Raw genomic sequence first — 15,145 nt, 5'->3', positions numbered from 1 at the left:
ACACGGGTCAACGCCCGCTCAATGGCCCAGGATGGCCTCCGTGCTGATAGCAGGACCCGACACCCGTGTCATCGAATTGCGGGTGCACGGTGTTATGGGGACCACACCTGAGTCACTGGTCGACGCGGTTGTCGCCGTGGACGTCGCGGGCGACGGCGTCGGCCGCATCGTGCGCCCGGCCGACCGGCTGCGCAGACCCGCGCCGGGTCCGGTGCTGCACGCGGGCGGCCGCCCGGTGCCGCGGACCGTCGAGGGCTACCTGTGGAGCGCCATGACGTCCGGGGGCTTCGCCAAGGCCGCCTGGGCCCTGCTGCTGCCGTTCTCGCTGGCCAACATGGCTCACTGGATGCTGCCGCCGACGGGCCGGGTGCTCGGCGGCACGCTGCGATCGCTGGTGCGCCTGGCGGCGTTGGTGCTGACGATGCTGCTGGTGACGCAGTTGACGGTGGTGAGCCTGGATCTCGTCGCCGGACAGTGGCTGGACCAGTTCTCGCAGCTCAGGCCGTGGCGTGCGCCCATCGGGCTGGCGCCGGTGCTGATCGTGGTGGCGTTGTTGCACAAGCTGTCGGCCATCGACTGGAAGGTGCACACCCCCTCACCGGCACCGCAGCGTGACCTGCTTCCGGGGGCAAGGATCGCCGCCGATCCGGACGCGCCCGCGCTGCATGTGTTGCACGCCACAGCCGGGCTCGCGTGCGCGGCGCTGCTCGCGGCCGGCGGTCCGTTCGGGGCGTCGTCGGATCGGGTCTTCGTGGTGTGGATCGCCGCGTGGGCGTTGATCTTGCTCAGTGTGTTGATCACGTTGGCGTTGGACGCGCCGACCGAGGGCCGGTGGTTCAAGCCGTGGGCCCGGCGGTTGTTGGTCGTGGCGACGCTGCTGGAGTTCGTCGCCGCCGGGGCGCTGGCGCCGATGCCCAGCCACGGCCAGCACCTGCCCGGCACGGACCCGACCGTGCAGTCCATCGCCGGCGTGCTGGGGGTGACAGTCGTCGCATTTGCGCTGGTCTTGATCCCGGCGGCGGTGCTGGCGCGCGGCGGTTGGTCGCAGCTGCCGCCGTCGCTGCGGCCGTGGGCCGGCGGTTGGATGGCCGCCCCGATGCTGGTCATCGCTTCGCTGCTGGGCGGTGGATTCGGCGCCGGTGTGGGAATCACCGTGCAGAAAGCGCTCGGCGACGACTCGTTGCAGCTGCCGCCCGGATATCGGTACGTGACAACGCTGTGGGGCGTAGCCGCCGTGCTGGCCGTTGTCGTCGGGTTGGTCGGCGCGCTCGTGTTGGTGTTGCCGCGTGGGACCAAGCCGATCGAGATCGACCTCCTGCACCCCGGAAAGCCCGAGGACGCCAAACACGCGGCGCAGGCGTGGCGGCTGGCCCGGTTGGAGCGCAAGCACGCCCATCACGTGTTTCTCGTTGCCGCGGCGGTGCTCTCGGCCGGCACGGTGGCGTCGGTGCTGATGCAGATTCGCGGCGTCGAACTGCCGTGGTGGGGGCAACCGTTGCCGGGCATCGGGATCACGGCGCTCGGGGCGTTCGCGATCGGCCTGCTGCGGCTGGTGTACGTGGCGACGAAGTCCCCGGATACCGCGCGGCAGCTGGGTCTGCTCAACGACATCGCCGGCTTCTGGCCGCGCGAGGCACATCCGCTCGTGCCGCCCTGCTACGCGTTGAAGGCGATTCCCGAACTCGTCGCTCGGGCCCAGGAACACCTGGCCGATCCGGGCACGCGGGTGGTTCTGGCCGGCTACAGCCAGGGCAGCCTGCTGGCGACCATTGCTGCGGCTCGGCTGCTGGATTCGTTGCCGGCACACGAGCGTGAGCGCGTCGGCCTGGTGACCGCGGGATCGCCGCTGCAATGGGCCTATCCGCGGGCCTTTCCGGCCGTTGTGTCGCACGATTCGTTGGCGGAGCTGGCCAAGGCGATGAACGGCCGGTGGCGTGCGGTGTGCCGTGGCACGGACGCCATCGGCGGCGGCGTGACGACGTGGGAGCGGCTGGCGTTCGACGGCCAGCTACTCGGCGTCGGTTTCGAGGGCGCCCTGCCGGCCGCCGAGCGCAGTCCCAACGGGGCACTGGTGCTCGGCGGCGACCACTGGCTGCCCGATCCGCAGCGCGGTCCGATCGCCGGACGTCGTTGGCGCCCAGGCGTTCTCCGGCACCGCGACTACACGTCCGATCCGGAGTGGGACCACGCCATCGCGGCCGCCGCCGGGCTCGATGTCGCCGAGGCACCGCTGACGCTGTGGAACTTCAAGCACTGAAGTGGTTGGCGAGCAAGGCATCCGCTGTCTTGGTACGACCGGCGTCGGCGAGCAGGCCCGCCGGTGCCAGCACGTAACGGCGGTCGACGGTGACGTCAGCGTTGCGCAATACCGGGCGTAGCACCGGATCCGCGCGCAGCCGGTCCTCGATCGCTTGCAGGCGTTCCGGTGTGGCGTGCCGGAAGACGCCGCCGGACAACACAAGCAGGCCCGCACCCTTGGGACCGAGCTGCCCGTCGACGAGCCGCAGGTGCCGGCGAACCGCCAGCACCGCGGCGAGTCCGGCCAGCGTCGCGTCCACGTCGCGGCCGTGATCGTCCTCGGGAATCCAGTCCACATTGGCCGATCGGTATTGCGCTTCGTCGGCTAGATCTTGGTTAGATTCAAGGCGTTCCGCCTTCGCCTCGGCCACGATGCCCGGAGCCGACCAGCGCATGCCGAGGTCACCTTCGACCGTGCGGCGGTCCGCCGGCAACGCCACCGTGCGTTCCATCGCGTTCTCGTCCACAGTGGATACAGCCGAGTAGACGTCCGTCGTCGCACCGCCGACGTCGACCACCAGAACGGCGCCCGCCTCGCGTGCGGCCAGGATCGCCGCCAGGCGCGAGACGCCGCCGAGCACCGCGTCCGGGGTCACGGCCTTGACCAGGTTGCGGAACGTGTTGCCTTTGGACAGTCCCTTGCCGCCGATAACGTGCCGTAGAAACAGTTCGCGGATCGCCGCGCGGGCGGGTCCCGGCGCCAGCTCGCCCACGTCCGGCAGGACGTTGTCCGTCGCCACCACCGTGCGGCCGGTCTCCTGCAGCAGCGCCTTCGCCTCCGCGCGGGCATCCGCGTTGCCCGCCAACACGATCGGCGGCCGCAGCCGGTTGGCCGCGATGCGCTTCGCGTTGTGCAGCAGCACGCTACGGTCGCCGCCGTCGGTGCCGCCGGCGAGCAGCACCAGATCCGGCCGCGTGGCACGAAGTTCACGAATCGCGGCGCCATCCAGTTGCCCCGCAACAACATGAACGATCTTGGCGCCCGCGGACAGCGCCACCCGGTAGCCGGCTTCCGCGCTCACCAACCGTTCCTGGCCCACCACCGCCAGCCGGAGACCACCGCCCGCACTCGAACAGGCCAACACCGGCAGACCTTGAGCGTCCAAACGGGTGGTGACGGATGCAATCCCATCCAACACTTCCGGCGGAGTGGTGGGATGTTGCGCCGTCCCCACCAAAGTCCCGTTCTCGGTGACCAGGGCACCCTTGGTCCAGGTGGAACCGATGTCCAGGCACAGCAGCGTGCTCATAACAGACAAGCTACGTTGTGCCCGCGCACTGGCGTGAAAGCGGGCGCTGCCTCATTCTGTGTGTGGAAGATCACCTTCCCCGCCCGAGGGAGGTCAGCCATGCTCGCCGAACGCCAACCCACCTGGACGTTGCAGATCGGGGTCCGACCGGACGTCCGCACCGCCCTCTTCCTCCGGGACGTGCTCGCGCTGAGCGTGCCCGACGACCCGTACCCGCCGACCGACCCGTGGGTGCCGGTGCTGCCCGCGCCCGGCGTGGACCGCACGGCCGTGTCGGCCGAGTGGCTGCACTGGTTCGACGGCATCCTGGACGGCATGTCGCTCGGCGACGAGCAGTGGATGGCCCGGTGGCCGGCCGTGTGCCGGGCGCTCGGGGCGCTCATCGAGCCGATCCGGCAGTGGGACGCCCAGCTGACCCGGCACGAGCTGCGGCACGGGCGGCACCGGGACAGCTCCCGGATGTGGATCACCGACCTGGTCGCCGACGTCGGCGTCGAGCTGGCGCGCGCCGTCCGGCCGTTCCACCTGATGATCACCGAGCTGCCGGTGCGCGGCCAGTTCTGGATGCGACGCGGGTTCAACCAGGTGCTGGCCTCCCCCGCGCTCATCGACAACACCGCCGCGTTCAGCTGGGCGCTGCGGCCCGTGCTGCGGGAGATCGCCTAACGCAGGTTGTGCAGCCGCTGGCCGATCGCGTTCGCGTCGGCCGGCTGCACGATCACGCGCTCGCCGCCGTAGTCCTGCTCGTGGACCATCAGGTAGCGGCCGTCGTCCACGTTGTCGAACCAGCGCAGCACGCCGGAGCGGACCTTGCGGCCCTGCTGGTCGCGGAACGTCGCGCCGAGCTCGCCCGCGCGCAGGTGCCGGGCCGTGGTCAGCTGCTCCACCGCCTGGCGCTCCCGGCTGGCGCGGTCGTAGCCCTGCGAGGACGCCACCATCACGCCGCCGTCGTAGTCGTCCTGGCGAGGCTGGTTGCGCTGCGCCACCGGCACCGACAGCGCCGGGTGGCGGCCCGGCGGCGCCGGCGGAAGCTCCGCCACCACCGCCGGCACCATCGCCTCCGACGGGATGTCCGTCAGCAGCACGTCGCCGCCCGTGTGCTCGGTGTCGCCCGGCAGCTGCACTGCCAGCGTCGCTCGATGGCCCGTGCGGGCCGCGATCGTGCGTACCGGCGACACCGCGGCCGGTTCCAGCGGCAGCCAGACCGAGTCCAGCAGGTAGTCGTTGCGCACCAACGCCGTCAGCGCGTCCGTGAGCTCCGGATCAAGGTCGTCGCCCCGGGTCAGGCCCATCGAGCGCAGCTCCAGCGCCGCCCGGCGGCGCAGGTGCGAGCGCTCCACGTCGTCCTGGCCGTGCGAGCGGACCTGGAACGGGAAGGGCAGTTCGCCCACCCCCAGGCCCTCCCACACGAAGTCGAACTGCAGCGGCGTGAGCCGCCAACGCACACTCTGCATCGGGTCGTCAGCCGCCGATCACCGGCGGAACCGTCGGCGGCAGGTCGCCCACGATGTCGTTCGCGTTGTCGTCGTTGACCAGGTAGGCGGCGGACTTGTGCTCCTTGTCCTCCTCCTTCTTGCCGCCGCGGCCGCCGGCGCCCATACCGCCCGCTCCCGCCGCGCCGGCCGCGCCCGGCCGGCCGGCCATGCCGCCGCCGCCGCGCATCGCGCCCTCTTCCTCCGCACCGAGGCCCGCCGCGGCGCCAGCGCCCGGCCGGGCGTTCGCCCCTGCCGTCGCTCCCGCCCCGAAGCCCTTGGCCCCGCCCGCGCCGAAGCCGCCCGCGCCGCCTCCCCCGTAGCCGCCGCCTCCGCCGCCACCGAAGCCGGAGGTGCCCATCGGCGGCACGAAGCCCCCGCCACCTCCACCACCGCCGCCGCCCCGGCCTCCGCCGCCCGTACCCGGGTAGTTCGGCGAGTTCCAGTTCCCGTTCATGTCCTGGCCGATCGGCGGCCAGTTCGAGTTCTGCGTCGTCGTGCTCGTCGGCGGCCGGTTGTGGTACAGCGGGTTGTTCGGGTCCTGCGTCGGGTCGTACACCGGCGGCCGGTCCGGCGGCAGCTGCGGCGGGTTCTGCTGCTGGTTGTTCGACCCGTTCGGGTTGCCCACCTGGTTCGGGTTGTACTGCTGGTTGTGCCCGACCGGCGGGTGGCCGCCCGGCGGCGGCCCGATGATCGGGGGCGGCCCGATGATCGGCGGGTTCGGCTTCTCCGGCGGCTGCGTCGGGTCCGTCGGCCCCGTGAACGCCGGCATCGTGTTCGCCGCGTTCATGTAGTTCGGCGAGTACACGGTGCTCATCACCCGGACGGCCTGCTCCTTGGCCTCCTGCTGCTCCTGGTGCTGGGCGTACGCACTGGCCCCCGCCCCGAACGGCCCGAACGCGATCCCGCTCAGCATCGTCTTGCCCCAGCTGAAGTCCTTGGGCGGCGGCACCGTCGCCTTCACCTGCTCGGCGGTCGCAGACACCGACTGGGCCTGCGCCCCGGCCGCCTGCATCTGGGCACTGAAGTCCTCGCCCCAGCTCACGATCCCTTGCGGCGCCTGCAATGCCGCATCGCCAGCCGCGCCCGTCCAGTTCCCGTTCAGGGCGCTGTTGATGGCGCTGTTGAACTTGGTGGTGCTCGACGTCAGGGCCGTGCCGAGATCGGCCCACTGCTTGCCGTGTTCGCCGATCGGTCCCGGATCAAGGCCGTCCGAGATCTGCTTGATCTGGCCGTGATCCATCGATGCCCAGTTGGTTTGCTTGGTGATCCCGGCCGGGTCGTATCCGCCGCCGCCCTGCTGCTCGTACTGCTTGGCCTGGTTGTTGTACTGGCCCCGCTGCTGGTTCCCCCGTTGGTTCGCCTGGTTGTACTGCTGCTGGTTGGTGTTGCTCTGCGACGGGCCATCGATCCCCAGCACCGAGGCACCAGCGTCGGCGACCTTGTCAACGGCATCCCCGAGCCAACTCATGTCCCCTCCCCCTACTTACTTCGGCAGCCGCGGCTCGACGACTTTCGCGATCTGCAGCGCGTCCCCACACGGATCGCCCGATTTGTCACCGGTCACGGCGACACTCACGGTGCCAGACCCGACTGCGATGATCTGCGAGCATTCCGTGTTCGATGCGGAAATCTGCACCTGGGCGGCGTCGCGGCCGTTCACGCTGTTCGTCGCAAACTTGACGTAGGAGTCCTTCCGGCGCACATAGTCCGCGACGGAGTCCTTCGACTTCGTGAGGTTGATCCCCCGGGAGAGACTGTCCGGCGAACCGAGGAAGTCACAGCCCTGCTCGTCCGACGAGTTCATTGGCTCACCCTTGGTCCGCACCTGGTACTGCTGCAACTCCTGGGTGGTGAGCAGGGTGCACGGGTCCAGCTTGTTCAGCGCGGCGTCGCCACCGGAATTCGCCGACGTACTCGCACCGGTCGCCGGACCCGGATCCCCGGAAACGCCATTGTTGCAGGCGGCAAGAAAAACGCCGGAGACCGTGATCAAACCGATCCCGACCACGACACGAAAAGACTTGGTCACATCTTCCCCTTGAAAGCCTGCGCATTAGCCTGATCGGTCTCATGATACATCTTGCCGGCAGCCTCGTACGCTTTGGCCATGTTCTCCATGATCTCCGCCGCCTGCGTGAAGAGATCGTACGCCGAATTCTGCCCGCCTTCCGCTTTTTTCTGGAAAGCGCCGCGCATTGATATGCCCTCGCCGCAATCGCCCATGCGGAGGGTCTGAGCGTGGCGGGCAAGCTGCTGGGCCTGGTCTCGAAAGCGGACGAAGTCGTCCTTCTGGTCGCGGCAGGCCTTCGCCGCGTTGGCCGCGGCGTCCGGCGTGATCGAGACCTGGCCGGAGTCGACGGCGCCCTTCAAGTTGACGTAATTCTGCTCCAACGCGGCGACCCCGAGTGCCGCACCCGCGAAGCCCTCGGCCCCTCCACCGTCCGGCGCCAGCATGACCCACCCTCCCGCTAGTCAGACTTCAACCCAGCACGGTACCTGAGACGGTAGGACCGAGCGACCGGTTCCAATCAGTCCGTGGGGCTTATTTCGAGTGGCTCGAGCGGCAGGTCGGCTACCACAGCCGGGCCGGGTGCCGGCGGGTGGTACTCGAGCTACTTCGGCAGACGGGGCTCGATCAGCTGCGCGAGCGTGAGGGCGGCACCGCAGGGGTCGCCGGATCGGTCGCGGGTGGTGGCGACGGACACGACACCGGAGCCGACGGCGATGTACTGGGAGCACTCGTCGTTGCTCTTCGAGATCCGGGTCTGGAAACCCGGTCGCCCGTTGACCGAATTCGACTCTATGTAGACAAAGTCGCCGGGGCGGCTCAAGTAGGAATCCGGGGAGTTGGATGACTTGGTGACGTTGATCGCGCGGCCGATGACATCGGAATCGCTGAGGAAGTCACAGCCGGTCTCGCCCGCCACGTTCAGCGGCTTCCCGAGCGTCTTGACGCCGTTCTGGCGCAACTCATCGACGGTGAGGAGCGAACACGGGTCGACACCGGCCCACTTCGCGTCACCCGACAAGGCGAGGGAGGTATTGGGACCCGGCTCGCCGGCAATCGACGAGGAACCGCACGCGGTCAGACAGCCGGCGATGACAACACCGCACCCGAGCAGCCCGAATTTTCCTAGCATCGGTGAGCCCACATCTTCTCCCAGAAGAGAAACGAGATGACAACGCGAGCAACAAGTACCAGCCGCAGACGGGCCAGATACGGCAACGGCGTGTGGCCGTCGGGTGAGGACGGCCACACGCCGGGGAATCACACCTTTGCGGCGGTGGCGAGGGTGGATTTCCTGATGCCGTAGGCGAAGTAGACGGCGACGCCGATGGCCATCCAGATGACGAAGCGGACCCAGGTGAAGACGGCGAGGTTGAGCATGAGCCAGAGGCAGGCGAGGACGGAGAGGACGGGCACGAGGGGGACGAGAGGAGTGCGGAAGCCACGGGGGAGGTCGGGGCGCGTACGGCGCAGGACGATGACGCCGAGGGAGACGAGGACGAAGGCGAACAGGGTGCCTACGTTGACCATCTCCTCGAGATCGCCGGAGGGGAAGAAGCCGCCGGCGATGACAACGGCGATCACGACCAGCACGGTGGAACGCACGGGGGTGCCATGGCGGCCGGTCTTGGCCAGCCCACGGGGAATGAGGCCGTCACGGGACATGGCGAAGAGAACCCGGGTCTGTCCGAGGAGAAGCACCATGACGACGGTGGTCAGGCCGGCAAGGGCGCCGATGGCGATGACGGTGGCGGCCCAGTGCACGCCGTTGTCGGCGAAGGCGGTGGCAAGGGTCTTCTTGGTGCCGCCGGCCCCGGTGGCGAGCTTGGTGTACGGCTCCATGCCGGTCACGACCAGGGAAACGGCGACGTAGAGAACGGTGACGATGCCGAGGGAACCGAGGATTCCTCGGGGAACGTTGCGCTGAGGGTTCCGGGTCTCCTCGGCCGTGGTGGCGACGATGTCGAAGCCGATGAAGGCGAAGAAGAGGACGGACGCCGCCGCGAGCAGGCCGAAGATGCCGAAGGAGCTGGACTGGCCGCCGGCGATCAACGAGAACAGGGACTGGTTCAGGGATCCCGACGACGCCGGCTGGGCGGGCGGCACGAACGGGGTGTAGTTGGCGGCCTTGATGTAGCCGATGCCGACGACGATCACCAGCAGCACCACGGCGACCTTGATGGCGGTGATCACCTGGCTGAAGCGGGACGACAGCTTGGTGCCGACGGCCAGCAGGGTGCCGAGCACGAGCACGATCAGCACGGTCCCCCAGTCGAAGTCGACGGGACCGAGCGACACGACGGTCGGCACGTCCAAGCCGAAAAGTCCGAGGACCTGGGACAGGTAGGCCGACCAGCCCTTGGCCACGACGGCGGCGGCGAGGGCGAACTCCAGCACGAGGTCCCAGCCGATGATCCACGCCACGAACTCGCCGAAGGTGGCGTACGAGAACGTGTACGCGGAACCGGCCACCGGCACGGTCGAGGCGAACTCGGCGTAGCAGAGGGCGGCCAGGCCGCACGCGATGGCGGCGATGACAAAGGAGATCACCACGGACGGCCCGGCGACGTTGCCGGCGGTGCTGGCCGTCACGGTGAAGATGCCGGCGCCGATCACCACGGCCACGCCGAACACGGTCAGGTCCCAAGCGGTGAGATCCTTGCGGAGCTTGGTGTCCGGCTCGTCGGTGTCGGCGATCGACTGCTCGATCGACTTGGTCCGCCACAGGCCGCTGCCCGGCATACGCCCTCCCAGTGCGTCGACGCCGTTGTCGAAATCAGACAAACCCTACCGGGGTGTCCGGTCCAGATCGGGCTCCAGGTAGATGAGTCGGGCCGCGGGGACCGCGGATCGCACCCGAACCTCGGCCTCGTCGATGGACCGGGCGACCTCGGCGACCGACGCGGTGCCGTTGAACGCGATCTTGGCGGCGACCAGGATCTCCTCCGGCCCGAGGTACTGGGTGCGGATGTGGATCACCCGCTCCACGTTGCCGCCCTCCAGCTGCCGCACGATGGTCTTCAGCAGTTCGGGGGCGGCGCCCTCGCCGATCAGCAGGCTCTTCATCTCGATGATCAGCACGATGGCGATCAGCCCGAGCAGCACGCCGATGGCGATGGTGGCCACGCCGTCCCACACGGGGTTCCCGGTCACCAGCGACAGCGTGACGCCGAGCAGCGCGAACACCAGACCGAACAGGGCCCCGGTGTCCTCCAGCAGCACGATGGGCAGTTCGGGCACCTTGGCCTGCCGGATGAACTGCCACCAGCTGGCGTTCCCCCGCAGTTCCCGCGACTCGGCCATGGCGGTGCGGAAGCTGTAGCCCTCCAGCAGCACGGCCAGGCCGAGAATGATCACGGCGACGAACGGAGCGTCCAGCGGCTCGGGCGCCTCCACCTTGTGGATGCCCTCGTAGATCGCGAACAGCGCGCCGAGGGTGAACAGCAGCAGCGCCACCACGAACGAGTAGAAGTACCGGTCCCGGCCGTAGCCGAACGGGTGCTCGGCGTCGGCCTTGCGCTGCGAGGTGCGCTTGCCGAGCAGCAGCAGCCCCTGGTTGGCGGTGTCGGCGATCGAGTGCACGCCCTCGGCGAGCATCGACGACGACCCCGTGACGGCGAATCCGACGAACTTGGCGACCGCGATGCCGGCGTTGGCGCTCAGCGCGGCGACAATGGCTTTGGTACCGCCCCCTGCTGACATGGGACAAAACCCTAGTTGCTGGACGAATCGACTCCGGCAGTGGCCCGGAACACCGAGGCCGGCAGGCTGGTCGGCACGACGTCGACGGCCGGGTCGGCGGCGGCGAGCCAGGCGGACTCGCCGCGCCGCAGCGGCAGCTCGACGCCGTCCGCGCGGCGCAGCGTGACAGCGCCGTCGATGCAGATCAGCACCTGCGGCCCCGGGTGATCGATCCGAACAGGAGCGTCATCCGAAGCCCATTCCAGCCGGGACAGCTCGAACTCGGCCGCCGGCGTCGGGTAGACGAAGTGGTGCGGGGTGACCTCGTCCCCGCGCTGCACCGGCATCCGCCCGTACGAGAAGTCCAGCACCCGCAGCAGCTCGGGCACGTCCACGTGCTTGGGGGTGAGCCCGCAGCGCAGCACGTTGTCGGAGTTGGCGAGGATCTCGATGCCGGTGCCGCGCAGGTACGCGTGCGGGTTGCCGGCGGGCAGGTAGATCGCCTCGCCGGGGTGCAGCACGATCCGGTTGAGCAGCACGGCGGCCAGCACGCCGGCGTCGCCCGGGTAGGCCTCGCCGAGCTCCAGCACGGTCCGGCACTCCAGGTCGAACTCGCCGCGTTCCTTGACCTGCCGCACGCACGAGTCGAGCAGCTGCGGCAGCAGCTGGTCGAGGGCCTGCTGCGGCAACGTGATCCAGGTGGTGAACAGAGCGCGCAGGCCGTCGGAGTCGGGCTGCCCGGCCAGCAGCTCGGTGTAGTGGGCCAGCCCCGGCGCGTCCAGGCCGCGCAGCAGCCGGATGGTGCGCTCGGGGTCGGCGAAGCCGGCCAGCGCGTGGAACTCGGTCAGCGCGCAGATCAGTTCGGGCTTGGCGGTGGGGTCCGGGTAGTTGCGGTTCTTGGCGTCCCGCGGGATGCCGGCGGCCTCCTCGCGGGCGTAACCCTCGGCGGCCTGCTCGGCGGACGGGTGGGCCTGCAGGCTCAGCGGCTCGTCGGCGGCCAGCACCTTGAGCAGGAACGGCAGCCGCCCGCCCCAACGCGCGGCCAGCGCCGGTCCGAGCTGCCCGTCGGGGTCGGCGGCGAGCTCGTCGAGCAGGGACCGCTCGTCACCGTCGGCGTCGACCAGCCGGGACGGCCCCCCGGGGTGTGCGCCCATCCACAGTTCGGCCTCGGGGTGCGGCGCCGGCACGGGCTTTCCGAGCAGCTCGGCGATCGCGGTGCGTGAGCCCCATGCGTAGGGACGCACCGCGTTGTGCAGCAACTCCACTCGTCGTCACTCCCTCATACGGCGGCCGGGGTGTAGTACCCGGGGCCGCCGATGGTGCCGGCCGCGAGCCCCAGGTAGAGGGCGGCCAGCTCGAAACGCAGGGCAAGCACCGCGGCGCAGGTGGCGTCGCCGCCGGAGACCTCGTCCAGCCGGATCACGTCCGCGCCGGCCAGGGTCGCCTCGGCCGCGCGGCGGGTCGCCTCGGCGGCGTCGCCGCGGCCGACGGCCAGCAGCAGGACCCGGGGCTGGGTGGGCTGCTCGTCGTCCGGGTCGGCGAACAGGTCGCCGCCGGAGCTGGACTGCACGGCGGCGCGGTGCAGGGCCGCGCGGCCGATGGCCTGCTGGTAGCCGGCCACGTCGCTGACCACGCCGGCGTGGCTGGCCAGCACGAACGCGGCGTGCCAGGCGACGGCGGTCGCCGCCGGGTCGAGGCCCCACAGCAGCGGCGTGCGGTCGGCGACACGCAGCGCGAGGCTCTTGGCCGGGTTGACGAACGACTCGTGCATCGGGTGGTCGCGCTCGGACTCGCGGTCCAGCTCATCGGCCAGCTCGGCGATGTCCGTACGCAACAATCCCAGAGCGCCGACGACGACAAGGCCGGCGGCCAGGGCCCGGGCGAACCCGAAGCCCGTCGGCACCGGCACCCGCGGCGGCAGCAGCACGCCGCGACCGGCGGCCGCGGCGGCGACCGGGCCGTCCGGCGGGGCCGTGACGATCACGCGGGCGCCGCGGCGGGTCGCCCGGTCGAGGGACTCGGCCAGCACGACGTCGCCGGGGTCGTCGGTGTGCGCGACGACCAGGTCCAGGGCGCCGATCCAGCTCGGCACCGCCTCGGCCAGCACGACCGGCACCGGGCACGCCGTCGTCAGCAGCGCGGCCAGCAGCTGGGAGGCGGCCACGCCGATGCCGGGACGGGTGACCAGCACCAGGGCCCGCGGCCGCTCCTCGGCCAGCCGCCCGACGCCCGCCTCCTCGGCGGCCTCGGCGACGGCGCGCACCTGCGCGCCGGCCATCGCCGCCGCGCGCAGCAGCCCGCCGGTGTCGGTGTCCGCCAGCCGCGACGGGTCGTCGAGCAGGGTGTCGTCGAGCACGTCAGCTCACCCGGCCACGCCGCCCTGCGGCGGCACCGCCTCGTCCAGCAGCAGCACCGGAATGCCGTCCTGGACGGGGTAGCCGCGGCCGCACTCGGTGCAGGTCAGCATGTCCGCGTCGGCGTCGTCCGGGGTGCCGGGACGTAGCGGCGCGTGGTCGGGCGACGGGCAGCGCAGGATCTCCAGCAGCTGCGGGTCGAGCTGGACGGCCATCGGGTTCCTCCCTAGCGAAGATTCTCAGCGCCGCACGATGGCCAGCACCTCGTCGCGCAGCGCGGCGACCGCGCCCGCGTCGGGTGCCTCCACGTTCAACCGCAGCAGCGGCTCCGTGTTGGAGGCGCGCAGGTTGAACCAGCGGCCGTCGCCGAGGTCGACGGTCAGGCCGTCCAACTCGTCGAAGGTCACGCCGTCGCGGCCGGCGTAGGCGGCGCGGACCGCCTCGGTCGACGCGGCCTGGTCGGCGACGGTCGAGTTGATCTCGCCGGACGCCTCGTAGCGGCAGAACTCCGCGGTCAGCTCGGCCAGCGGCTTGTCCTGCTCGCCGAGGGCGGCCAGCACGTGCATGGCGGCGAGCATGCCGGTGTCGGCGCGCCAGAAGTCCCGGAAGTAGTAGTGGGCCGAGTGCTCGCCGCCGAAGATGGCGCCGGTCTCGGCCATCCGCTGCTTGATGAACGAGTGTCCGACGCGGGTCCGCACTGGCTTGCCGCCGTGCTCCTCCACGATCTCCGGCACGCAGCGGGAGGTGATCAGGTTGTGGATGATCGTGCCGCCCGGGTCCTTGGCCAGCTCACGGGTGGCGACCAGGGCGGTCACCGCGCTCGGCGAGACCGGGTTGCCGTCGGCGTCCACCACGAAGCAGCGGTCGGCGTCGCCGTCGAAGGCCAGGCCGGCGTCCGCGCCCACCTCGACGACCCTGCGCTGCAGGTCGACCAGGTTGGCCGGGTCCAGCGGGTTGGCCTCGTGGTTGGGGAAGTTGCCGTCCAGCTCGAAGTACATCGGGACGACCTCGATCGGCAGCCCGGCGAACACCTCGGGCACCGTGTAGCCGCCCATGCCGTTGCCGGCGTCCACCGCGACCTTCAGCGGCCGGATGCCGCTCAGGTCGACCAGTTCCCGCAGGTAGGCGGCGTAGTCGGCGAGCATGTTCTGCTCGCTCACGCTGCCATGGCGGCCGTCCACCGGCGGCACGCCCTGCTGGGCCCAGTCCCGGATCTCGGCCAGGCCGCTGTCCTGCCCGACCGGAGCCGCGCCGGCCCGGCACAGCTTGATGCCGTTGTACTTGGCCGGGTTGTGGCTGGCGGTGAACATCGCGCCGGGCAGCTGGAGCTTGCCGGAGGCGAAGTAGAGCATGTCCGTGCTGGCCAGGCCGATGGACACGACGTCGACGCCCTGGCTGGTCACGCCCTCGGCGAACGCGGCGGACAGCTCGGGCGAGGAGTCGCGCATGTCGTGCCCGATGACGACGGACGGGCCGCCGACGAGCTTGGCGAACGCGGCCCCCAGGGCGCGTGTGACGGCGGCGTCCAACTGCTCGCCGACCACCCCACGGATGTCGTAGGCCTTGACGATCGCAGACAGGTCGGGCACGCCTTCTCCCGGGTAGCTCGGATGGGTCGATGCCAGCCTACCGGCGCGTTCAGTCCTCGATCGGGTCGGGCAACACCCGCAGGTGGCCCCGTCGCTGGGCCCCCATCGACGGGTCCATCCGGGTCGGGTCGACCCGGTCCACCGGTCGGTCGGCCCGGCCGGCCTCCCGCACCGCCTCCGCGAGCGCCGTCAGGTCGTCGACCGACGGCTCGGGAGCGGCGAACTCACCCTCATGCCTGACGACCTCCCAGCCGCGGGGCACCGTGAGCCGCATGGCGTGCTCCTCGCACAGGTCGTAACTGTGCGGTTCGGAGTAGGTGGCCAGGGGTCCGACGACCGCGGTGGAGTCCGCATAGGCGTAGGTGAGCGTGGCGACTGCCGGGTTCGTACACCCGGTTCGCGAGCACCGCCTCACGCTCCGCACGATCGCTGACGATAGCGCTTCCCACTCTTGGCGGCGTGCAGGCACGCGGGTGACACGCCTCCGCGT

Annotated in this window: 15 protein-coding genes; 2 read left to right on the top strand and 13 right to left on the bottom strand. The window is 70.6% G+C overall.

The features are described 5' to 3' along the window. Window positions 1–31 precede the first annotated feature (31 nt). The gene (locus tag BJ998_RS23730; protein ID WP_221338102.1) at window positions 32–2,257 is read left to right on the top strand and encodes a hypothetical protein; all 2,226 of its coding nucleotides are present in this window, start codon (window positions 32–34) and stop codon (window positions 2,255–2,257) included. Here the strand turns inward: BJ998_RS23730 and BJ998_RS23725 are convergent. After that, entirely contained in the window at window positions 2,247–3,548 is a 1,302-nt protein-coding gene (locus tag BJ998_RS23725; RefSeq protein WP_184864944.1) for a glutamate mutase L, read from the bottom strand. The genes BJ998_RS23730 and BJ998_RS23725 overlap by 11 nt on opposite strands. A 99-nt stretch (window positions 3,549–3,647) precedes the next feature. Between BJ998_RS23725 and BJ998_RS23720 the strand changes: the two genes are divergently transcribed. Next, the gene (locus BJ998_RS23720; protein WP_184864942.1) at window positions 3,648–4,214 is read left to right on the top strand and encodes a hypothetical protein; all 567 of its coding nucleotides are present in this window, start codon (window positions 3,648–3,650) and stop codon (window positions 4,212–4,214) included. Here the strand turns inward: BJ998_RS23720 and BJ998_RS23715 are convergent. The 12 genes from BJ998_RS23715 to BJ998_RS23660 all read right to left on the bottom strand — a co-directional run bounded on the left by BJ998_RS23715 (window position 4,211) and on the right by BJ998_RS23660 (window position 15,079). Further along, on the bottom strand, window positions 4,211–5,002 hold the full coding sequence (locus BJ998_RS23715; RefSeq protein WP_184864940.1) for an ESX secretion-associated protein EspG: 792 nt from the start codon (window positions 5,000–5,002) through the stop codon (window positions 4,211–4,213). The genes BJ998_RS23720 and BJ998_RS23715 overlap by 4 nt on opposite strands. 7 nt (window positions 5,003–5,009) lie before the next feature. Then, window positions 5,010–6,491, bottom strand: a complete 1,482-nt coding sequence (locus BJ998_RS23710) for a PPE domain-containing protein (protein ID WP_184864938.1) — start codon at window positions 6,489–6,491, stop codon at window positions 5,010–5,012. A gap of 15 nt (window positions 6,492–6,506) precedes the next feature. Then, complete coding sequence (locus BJ998_RS23705; RefSeq protein WP_184864936.1) at window positions 6,507–7,052, bottom strand: DUF3558 domain-containing protein; 546 nt, start codon at window positions 7,050–7,052, stop codon at window positions 6,507–6,509. Then, the gene (locus BJ998_RS23700) at window positions 7,049–7,477 is read right to left on the bottom strand and encodes a hypothetical protein (protein WP_184864934.1); all 429 of its coding nucleotides are present in this window, start codon (window positions 7,475–7,477) and stop codon (window positions 7,049–7,051) included. The genes BJ998_RS23705 and BJ998_RS23700 overlap by 4 nt, the downstream gene beginning before the upstream one ends. 158 nt (window positions 7,478–7,635) lie before the next feature. Beyond that, window positions 7,636–8,175, bottom strand: a complete 540-nt coding sequence (locus BJ998_RS23695) for a DUF3558 domain-containing protein (RefSeq protein WP_184864932.1) — start codon at window positions 8,173–8,175, stop codon at window positions 7,636–7,638. Window positions 8,176–8,291: 116 nt separating this feature from the next. Then, window positions 8,292–9,773 carry an amino acid permease gene (locus BJ998_RS23690; RefSeq protein ID WP_184864930.1) on the bottom strand — a complete coding sequence of 494 codons (1,482 nt, stop codon included), beginning with the start codon at window positions 9,771–9,773 and terminating at the stop codon, window positions 8,292–8,294. Between the two features lie 45 nt (window positions 9,774–9,818). Further along, window positions 9,819–10,733, bottom strand: coding sequence for a cation diffusion facilitator family transporter (locus tag BJ998_RS23685; protein WP_184864928.1), 915 nt, complete (start codon window positions 10,731–10,733; stop codon window positions 9,819–9,821). Window positions 10,734–10,744: 11 nt separating this feature from the next. Continuing rightward, window positions 10,745–11,977: a mannose-6-phosphate isomerase, class I gene (manA, locus tag BJ998_RS23680; protein ID WP_184864926.1), complete on the bottom strand. Its 1,233-nt coding sequence runs from the start codon at window positions 11,975–11,977 to the stop codon at window positions 10,745–10,747. 14 nt (window positions 11,978–11,991) lie between these two features. After that, a complete protein-coding gene (locus BJ998_RS23675) occupies window positions 11,992–13,068 on the bottom strand; it encodes an SIS domain-containing protein (protein WP_184864925.1) in 1,077 nt (358 codons plus the stop codon). 6 nt (window positions 13,069–13,074) lie between these two features. Beyond that, a complete protein-coding gene (locus tag BJ998_RS23670; protein ID WP_184864923.1) occupies window positions 13,075–13,281 on the bottom strand; it encodes a Trm112 family protein in 207 nt (68 codons plus the stop codon). Window positions 13,282–13,305: 24 nt separating this feature from the next. After that, window positions 13,306–14,655: a phosphomannomutase/phosphoglucomutase gene (locus BJ998_RS23665; protein WP_184864921.1), complete on the bottom strand. Its 1,350-nt coding sequence runs from the start codon at window positions 14,653–14,655 to the stop codon at window positions 13,306–13,308. 49 nt (window positions 14,656–14,704) lie between these two features. Beyond that, complete coding sequence (locus BJ998_RS23660; RefSeq protein ID WP_184864920.1) at window positions 14,705–15,079, bottom strand: DUF3499 domain-containing protein; 375 nt, start codon at window positions 15,077–15,079, stop codon at window positions 14,705–14,707. Window positions 15,080–15,145: the final 66 nt, after the last annotated feature.

This window comes from Kutzneria kofuensis (assembly GCF_014203355.1).
Taxonomy (GTDB): Bacteria; Actinomycetota; Actinomycetes; order Mycobacteriales; family Pseudonocardiaceae; genus Kutzneria; species Kutzneria kofuensis.
Note: the sequence above shows the minus strand (reverse complement) of the source record. Positions and strands in the feature narration are given on the sequence as shown.

Bases quoted from the DNA above. Each gene is read 5' to 3' on its own strand.
- BJ998_RS23730 (WP_221338102.1), top strand. From the start codon at position 32: ATGGCCTCCGTGCTGATAGCAGGACCCGACACCCGTGTCATCGAATTG.
- BJ998_RS23725 (WP_184864944.1), bottom strand. From the start codon at position 3,548: ATGAGCACGCTGCTGTGCCTGGACATCGGTTCCACCTGGACCAAGGGT.
- BJ998_RS23720 (WP_184864942.1), top strand. From the start codon at position 3,648: ATGCTCGCCGAACGCCAACCCACCTGGACGTTGCAGATCGGGGTCCGA.
- BJ998_RS23715 (WP_184864940.1), bottom strand. From the start codon at position 5,002: ATGCAGAGTGTGCGTTGGCGGCTCACGCCGCTGCAGTTCGACTTCGTG.
- BJ998_RS23710 (WP_184864938.1), bottom strand. From the start codon at position 6,491: ATGAGTTGGCTCGGGGATGCCGTTGACAAGGTCGCCGACGCTGGTGCC.
- BJ998_RS23700 (WP_184864934.1), bottom strand. From the start codon at position 7,477: ATGCTGGCGCCGGACGGTGGAGGGGCCGAGGGCTTCGCGGGTGCGGCA.
- BJ998_RS23690 (WP_184864930.1), bottom strand. From the start codon at position 9,773: ATGCCGGGCAGCGGCCTGTGGCGGACCAAGTCGATCGAGCAGTCGATC.
- BJ998_RS23685 (WP_184864928.1), bottom strand. From the start codon at position 10,733: ATGTCAGCAGGGGGCGGTACCAAAGCCATTGTCGCCGCGCTGAGCGCC.
- BJ998_RS23670 (WP_184864923.1), bottom strand. From the start codon at position 13,281: ATGGCCGTCCAGCTCGACCCGCAGCTGCTGGAGATCCTGCGCTGCCCG.